The organism is uncultured Campylobacter sp. (assembly GCF_938031315.1).
Classification (GTDB): Bacteria; Campylobacterota; Campylobacteria; order Campylobacterales; family Campylobacteraceae; genus Campylobacter_B.
In genome coordinates, this window is sequence record NZ_CALHHT010000241.1 from 1 (window position 1) to 6,838 (window position 6,838).

The window sequence follows — 6,838 nt, forward strand, 5'->3', positions numbered from 1 at the left end:
TTTTAAATCTATGAATCCCGCTTCCGCATCGCGCCGAATTCGCTCTATATCCGCTAAAACTTCAGCTCCGCTATCCGCTCACGCATCCGTTCAAGCTGCGCGTAGAAATCGCCCGAGTAGGCGAAATTTCTCTCTATCGCGCCCATTTTACCGACGCTTACGAAGCGCCCCAAAGGCACTCCCGATCTATCCGCGACGCAGCAGGCAAGCGTGCTGCAGGTATCAAAAAGAATGTATTTTATGATCTTTACGATCCCCGCAGCAGGCGCCAAATACGCCGACGTGCCCAGTAGCTCGCCGATCTGCGCGCCGGCGCGTTTGGTATTTTGCACCGCGCGCTCGAAAATTTCATCCGAAATTTCAAATCCCAGCTCGTTTTTAAGCGCAATCATCTCTTCGCTATGCGGGCCCACGATCGCGCTTCTCATCGATGAAATTTCCTTGCCGCTCGCTCGCGCGAGTTCAAATTTAAGCCGCGCGCCGTCTAGCTCGCCCGCCATGCCGATGACGCGCTCCTTTGCAAACCCGCTGGCCTGCAGCGCCGCATAGACCATCATATCAAGCGGATTGGTAACGACGACGATGATGGAGCTAGGCGCGTATTTCGCGGCATCTCGCGCGCATTGTGCGACGATGGCAGCGTTGCTGCCAAACAGTTCCTCCCTGCTCTGCCCCGCCTTTCTTGCGTGCCCCGCCGTGATCACGACGATGCCTGCATCCGCTATGTCGCCGGGCTGCGTGCTAGCGCTTATGCGCAGGTCGCGCTCATAAACCGCCGCCGCATGGGCTAGATCGAGTGCTTTGCCGCGCGCGATCCGCTCTACCGTATCCACAAGCGCGATGCTATCTATCTTTTGGCTCAAAGCATCGCTTACGATAAGATCGTTCGCTACCGCTGCGCCGATGTTTCCGGCGCCGAATATCGCTATTTTCATTGTTATCTCCCAAATATCGACCCGCATTTTTATAAATACGGGGGGGTTAAATTTTAAAATTTAAAGACGAAATCTCGTTTTTTAAATTTAATTCCGAAACGACCTTAAATTTTACCTCTGCGCCTTTACGTTGCGCTCGTGCTCGGCTTGCGTGCGCGCAAAATCGTGAAGCCCAGTCTTTTTATTTCGCATAAAATACAGATACTCGCTCTTTGCGGGCGCGAAAACGGCTCGTATCGCATCGCGAGAGACCACGCATACGGGCTCTTTGGGAAGTCCGTCGTTGAGGTAGGTGTTGTAGTGGCTAGTATCGGTGCGGATGCGCTGCGGAGTGATCTTGATGTGCGAAAACTCGCCGTAATTCAGCGTGCCGTCCATCTGAAGACGCATATTTTTGGCTAAGCGGTTGTCGATGACGGAGGCTACGAGTGGCATCTCATCTGCGTTTGCGGCCTCTTTTTGAATGACCGAAGCCTTGATCAGCACCTGCTTCCACGCCGTGGCGTTGTAATCGCCGCTAAGCTCGCGCGACAATCCTTCGTGGAATTTTTGCGCGCTTGAGATAAGGTGGTCGATGATATTTTTTTCGCTTTCGTTTTTGCTAATTTTGTAGGTTTCAGGCACCAAAAAGCCCTCGTAAAACGGCGCCGTGGCGTTGTATTCGCGCTCAAGCTCGCTAAAGCTTAGCCCACGATCTTTTGCAAGCTGTTTTAAAAACACGATCGTAGTCTCGCCCGGGATCAGCTTAATTTCGTTCATAACGGGCTTTGCGACGCTTAGCTCATACAAAAATTGGTATTTGGGCAAATTTTCGCCGCTAAGCTCCAGCTCGCCGGTTTTTGCGCCGCCGTAAAAAGAAAGCAGCCTCGCGTCGAATTTGCTAAATTTTGGATAGCTCTTAGAGAGTTGCGATAAAATTTTCGTTGAGCTGCCCTGGCCTATCTGCACGGTTGCCGCGTTGCCGACGCGCTCGTGTAGATCAAAGCCTACGGCCAAAAGGACGATAGCCGCAAGCTCGATACAAATGCACGCCGCTTTGATGAGCTTTATAAAGAATTTCATGCATTCCTTTCAAAATTTAGCTGAAATTATAGGCAAATAAGCCAAAATTTTGAATAAATTTCATATTATAAGCGCAGTTTTTCGGCACGCTCGATTTGGTTTTGAGCGTAGCTTTTTAATGGGACGATGATGTATAAATTTTTAGCTAGATTTTTTCTTACTCTTACTATACTTTTTATAATCTGCGCGGTAGGCCTAAAGCACGGTATTGCGATTTCGCAGCTGGACGTGGGCTTTGCAAAGCTTGAGGGGTTTTATCTCAAGCTAAATAAAGGTCTCGTGCTGCGTATCAAAAATCTTGAAATTACGCAAAATAATACACAAAATTTAGAGCAAAATTCCACCGATCTACGCACGCAAAGCGAGAAAATTTTAGAATTTAGCAAAAAAATCTCGCTCATCAACTCCTTTTTTGAAGAGATCGACGTGCAAAATTTGAAGATCAAGGGCGAAAGTCTAAAGCTAAAATACAAAAGCGACGTTTTTTACGCCGACACGCGGTTTTTTAGGCTAAACTCGCAGATCACGCCGAGCGCAAACGGGCTAAACTTCGATCCGATCGAGCTTGAACTAAATGATTTTAATCTCACTCTGCACGGCACGGCGCGAGCAAATTTCAGAGCCGATACGTATGATTTTAACGGCACCTTCGCTTCGCACGAGATCGCGGGCGAGCTTGACGTGCACAATATCGGCTCGGAGCTAAATATCGAGATAAACCGCGCCTCGGCCTTGAGTCTGAAAAATTTTATGAATGAGCTGGGGGCACTTACGGGACTAAATCCTCTTGCGAACGAGTGGATCTACGGCAAGGCGGTCGCGCAAAACTACTACATCGAAAATCTGCACGCCAAAATCGATCTGAAAGATCCGCGCCCGATCGCCGAAAACGTCAGCGCCACGGCCTACGCGCAGGATCTTACGATAAAATTTCAGCCGCAAATCGAAGCCGTAACGGTGAAAGATGCCAACATCACGCTCAAAAACGATTATCTAAGCTTCACGCTGAACGAGCCTAAATTTAAAGGCAAAAGCCTGGAGGGAAGCGGCGTGCGTATCGGCGGGCTATTTGAAGAGAGGCCGATCGTATATCTGGATCTGCGGACTAAAGAGAGCTTGGGCAAGGACCTTATAGATATTTTGCAAAGCTACGGCATAGACGAGCCCGTATATCCGCTAGGCGGCGGGATCGATGCGCGCGTGCTGATAGACGTGGACGTAGAAAAGGAAAGCGCCAAGGTCGATGCGAACGTGACGCTAAAAGACGCCGATCTGATGATCTCTAAAGCGAAATTTCACTCCAAAGCCGCGCGGGTGCACATCACCGAGAAAAAAATCGACATCAAAGACGCGAATCTGCAAAATGAAATTTTTAACGCCACGGCAAGCGGCAGTATCGATATCGCCACGCGCAAAGCTAAATTTAACGGCATAATCCATAGCTTTAATCTCTCTCCGAACGGCAAAGAAATTTTAAAATTTGGTGACGCGCGAGATAATATGAGCCTTGATTTTAGCGGCAAGGCGCCGGTGCTGAGCTCGCAATTTTTAGGCGCGAAGATGAGCTTCGGCGAGCGGATCGAGATTAGCTCGCCCGATATTAGCGGAATTTTGCCCTTTTCTAAGACGCTTAAAAACGCGGGCATTAGCGGCGGAGACCTTAAAATTTTAACTAGCGATTTTACAAATTTGGATATCAGCAGCAGCAATCTCATCTTTGATTTCGGTCTGCTAAACAAAGACGGAAGCCATTATAAAAACGACTCTTTCGCGCTTCGAGTGCGCGGCGGCGATCTGGACGGCTCTAGCGGAAGCGGTAAAATTTCTCTCAAAATCAACAAAGGCGGCAACTTCGTCTCGCTAAAAGACGTGGACGTCGCGATCAATACGAGCGTGCAAACTAGCGAGTTTAATAGCGGCACAAAGGAGCGCTCGCCGATAAATTTCAGCGGGCAAAATTCTGCGATCGTGCTATCCGATCTTAATAAGACGCTTAAATTTACGCACTTTAACGGCGTGCTGGACGGCAAAAATATGAATTTAAACGCAAGCTTTAAACGCGGCGACGTGAAGTTGATCTTTAAAAAGAGCTTGCTTCAAATTTTTGCGCAAAACATCAGCGGTGAGGCGCTTAATCAATTCCTGGGCTCGCAGAGCTTCGATGGAGGGGTATTTACGCTGAAAGCAAGCGGCATCGATCCGCGCAACTACCGCGGCGAGATCAACGTGCAAAACACCTATCTGAAGGACTACATCATCTATCAAAGGCTGCTTAGCTTTATAAACTCCGTGCCGTCGCTGCTTACATTTAAGACGCCCGATTTCAACGATCGCGGCTTTAGCGTGCAGAAGGGCAAAATTTACTTTCGCCGCAGCGGCGATAAAATTTACATAAACGCGATGAACTTTACAGGCAGTAGCGCCGACATCGCGGGTAACGGCGAAGTTGATATGAAAAGCGGCGCGCTGAATATCGATCTGGAGCTTAAATACCTCAAAGACGCAAGCTCGATAATCTCAAAAATCCCGCTGCTAAATCATATCATCTTGGGCGAAAACAACACGATCTCAACGATCATCGAGATTCGCGGCACGATGAAAAAGCCCACCTACTCGACCGCCGTTGCGACCGACGTGCTAAAAACGCCGTATAATCTCATCAAAAACACGCTGATGCTGCCTTTTGTGATCTTCGGCGACAGCGAGGAGAGCAAATGAAATTCCCGCTCGATTATAAGGATAGCTTTGAAAAATCGCTGCTGTTTTGGCTCGTAAAATTCGTGCGCTACAAGCTAAGCGCGCTATCGAATAAGGAGCTGAAAAACGACGCGCTGTTTCGCCGCGCAAGCCTGGCGCTAAATCACGAGGTAGCAAACATCAATGAACTCGAGCGGCGCGCAAAAGACGCACGAAATGCAGGCCTTACGGGCATCAACACCTACTTCAATCCGCTTAAAAAATTTTACGAAGCGATCATGCAGTACGGTCTTGAAAGTATGAAAAATATCGACGAGGAGCTTTTGAGCGAAATTTTAGCCTCGATTACGGGCGGGCTGAGCGATGCGAGCAAAAAAAACTACCGCATCGCGCTGATAAATTTTTTCGGCTTCATCGACCGCCAAAACGAGCAGGACGGTACCTCGCACAACTTCGGCATCGAGCTTAAGTATTGGGGCGGCATTAGCGGCAGCCGCGGCACGAAGCTTCCGGAGTTTATGAGCGAGGAGGAGCTGAAGCGGTTTTTGGACGCGATAAATCTAAGCGAGTTTCGCTCCTTTGCCCATCGCAACCGCCTAATCGTAAAAATCATCGTCTACACCGGCATCCGCGTGGGCGAGGCGATAAATCTCAAGCGCAAAGATATCGCGCCCGAGGGCGATCTTTTCGTCATCCGAATCCGCGGCAAGGGCAACAAATACCGCATCGTAATGATCAAGCGCCACCTGATCGAGGAGCATCTAAACGCGCTGGAGACGAACTTTGCTAACAAAGAGGGCTATCTTTTCGTCACCAAAAACGGCGCGCCGCTTACTCAGGCCTACGTCAGCGGCATCGTGGAGAAAATTTTAATGAGCGCGGGCATCCGCAAGGAAAAAAACGGCGCCCACATGCTGCGCCACACCTTCGCGACGATGCTTTACAAAAAGCAAAAGGACCTCGTGCTCGTCCAAGAAGCCCTCGGTCACGCGAGCCTAAATACTTCGCGCATCTACACCCACTTTGACAGCGATAAACTGCGCCTTGCGGCGAAAGTCGCGGAGGAATTCGAGGAGTGAAATTTTAAAATTTGCGGCGGCGAGAGGCTTGCTTGAGCGAGATTTTTTTTTGGATTTCGTTTTGAGATGGCTTTAAAATCGTTTTTATGGAATATTTTACAAGAGTTTTGGAATTTTATTTTGAAAAATTCTGAAATTTGTTTTTCATACTCGCATAACAAAACCTAAAAATTTTACCCTGCGAGCTTTAGAATTTAACTTGGCAAAATTTTAAATTAACGCGCGAGCCTTAGAGCTTGATTGCAAAAAATCTAAAATTTTATTCTTTTGGAGTATAGAATAATTTACTTTTTAGATTTTCTCATGCGATTTTGCCTAAAATTCCAGATAAATTTAGTGCAAAATTTAATTTACATTTTTACGATAGGAATTTTATCCGAGGATTTTATAAGCAAAAGATAAACGGCATATTAAGAGGTAGCTGATATAAAATTTATCTGCAAATTCCGCAAGGATGGAATTTCCGATTTAAAATTTAAACCCTCGAAATTTTATAGTTTGATTTGCTTTCAAATCCTCATCGCACCGTATTCGCCTTAAAATTAAAGACACAAAAGATTCTGCCACCAAAGTTTGCTACGAAATTTACCGATGCGAAGCTTACTTCGTAAACAGCGCAAGAATCATATAGGAATTTATACTAAAAATTTAAAGATACAAAATCCATCGGCATGACTATTTTTAGATTTATTTTACGACAGAAATCCCGCTCTTGCGAGCAGGATTTCATTTCTTAGGGGGATAAGAAAAGGAGTTTAGGCTAAATAAATTTAGCCCGAGATTTCGTCTAGCCACGGAGTCCGCGACAAAAAGGAGCAAAAAGACGAAATCTCGCGCAAAATTTTAAGCCAAGATTTGAACGATCAGCTCGCGACAATAAACGAAATTTGCGACGGCTTCGAAAGCTATCGCAAAAAACGCTGTGCCGCAAGCATCAAATCAAACGAGCCTTTGTTTTTTGAAATACTCGCGCGGAGCCTTGCAAAGCGGACAGGCGCCAGGAGCTTTCTTTCCGCGATGAACATGCCCACAGACCTCACACACCCAAACTTCCTCGTCAAAACT

General features: G+C 47.3%; 5 protein-coding genes. 2 read left to right on the top strand and 3 right to left on the bottom strand.

The genetic code is table 11. The features are described 5' to 3' along the window. Positions 1 to 53: 53 nt before the first annotated feature. Positions 54 to 935, bottom strand: coding sequence for a malate dehydrogenase (locus tag Q0236_RS06145; RefSeq protein ID WP_297916086.1), 882 nt, complete (start codon positions 933 to 935; stop codon positions 54 to 56). Positions 936 to 1,046: 111 nt separating this feature from the next. Beyond that, the gene (mltG, locus tag Q0236_RS06150) at positions 1,047 to 1,997 is read right to left on the bottom strand and encodes an endolytic transglycosylase MltG (RefSeq protein ID WP_297916088.1); all 951 of its coding nucleotides are present in this window, start codon (positions 1,995 to 1,997) and stop codon (positions 1,047 to 1,049) included. A gap of 129 nt (positions 1,998 to 2,126) precedes the next feature. On the opposite strand from mltG, the gene Q0236_RS06155 reads away from it, so the two are divergent. Both Q0236_RS06155 and Q0236_RS06160 read left to right on the top strand, forming a co-directional pair. Beyond that, a complete protein-coding gene (locus Q0236_RS06155) occupies positions 2,127 to 4,715 on the top strand; it encodes an AsmA-like C-terminal domain-containing protein (protein ID WP_297916090.1) in 2,589 nt (862 codons plus the stop codon). Beyond that, complete coding sequence (locus tag Q0236_RS06160) at positions 4,712 to 5,773, top strand: tyrosine-type recombinase/integrase (protein ID WP_297916092.1); 1,062 nt, start codon at positions 4,712 to 4,714, stop codon at positions 5,771 to 5,773. Before Q0236_RS06155 ends, Q0236_RS06160 begins: the two co-directional genes overlap by 4 nt. Before the next feature lie 939 nt (positions 5,774 to 6,712). Here the strand turns inward: Q0236_RS06160 and Q0236_RS06165 are convergent. After that, positions 6,713 to 6,838, bottom strand: a 126-nt coding sequence (locus tag Q0236_RS06165; protein WP_367274739.1) for a rubredoxin-like domain-containing protein, incomplete at its 5' end; no start/stop codon positions are given.

Bases quoted from the DNA above. Each gene is read 5' to 3' on its own strand.
- Q0236_RS06145 (WP_297916086.1), bottom strand. From the start codon at position 935: ATGAAAATAGCGATATTCGGCGCCGGAAACATCGGCGCAGCGGTAGCG.
- mltG (WP_297916088.1), bottom strand. From the start codon at position 1,997: ATGAAATTCTTTATAAAGCTCATCAAAGCGGCGTGCATTTGTATCGAG.
- Q0236_RS06155 (WP_297916090.1), top strand. From the start codon at position 2,127: ATGTATAAATTTTTAGCTAGATTTTTTCTTACTCTTACTATACTTTTT.
- Q0236_RS06160 (WP_297916092.1), top strand. From the start codon at position 4,712: ATGAAATTCCCGCTCGATTATAAGGATAGCTTTGAAAAATCGCTGCTG.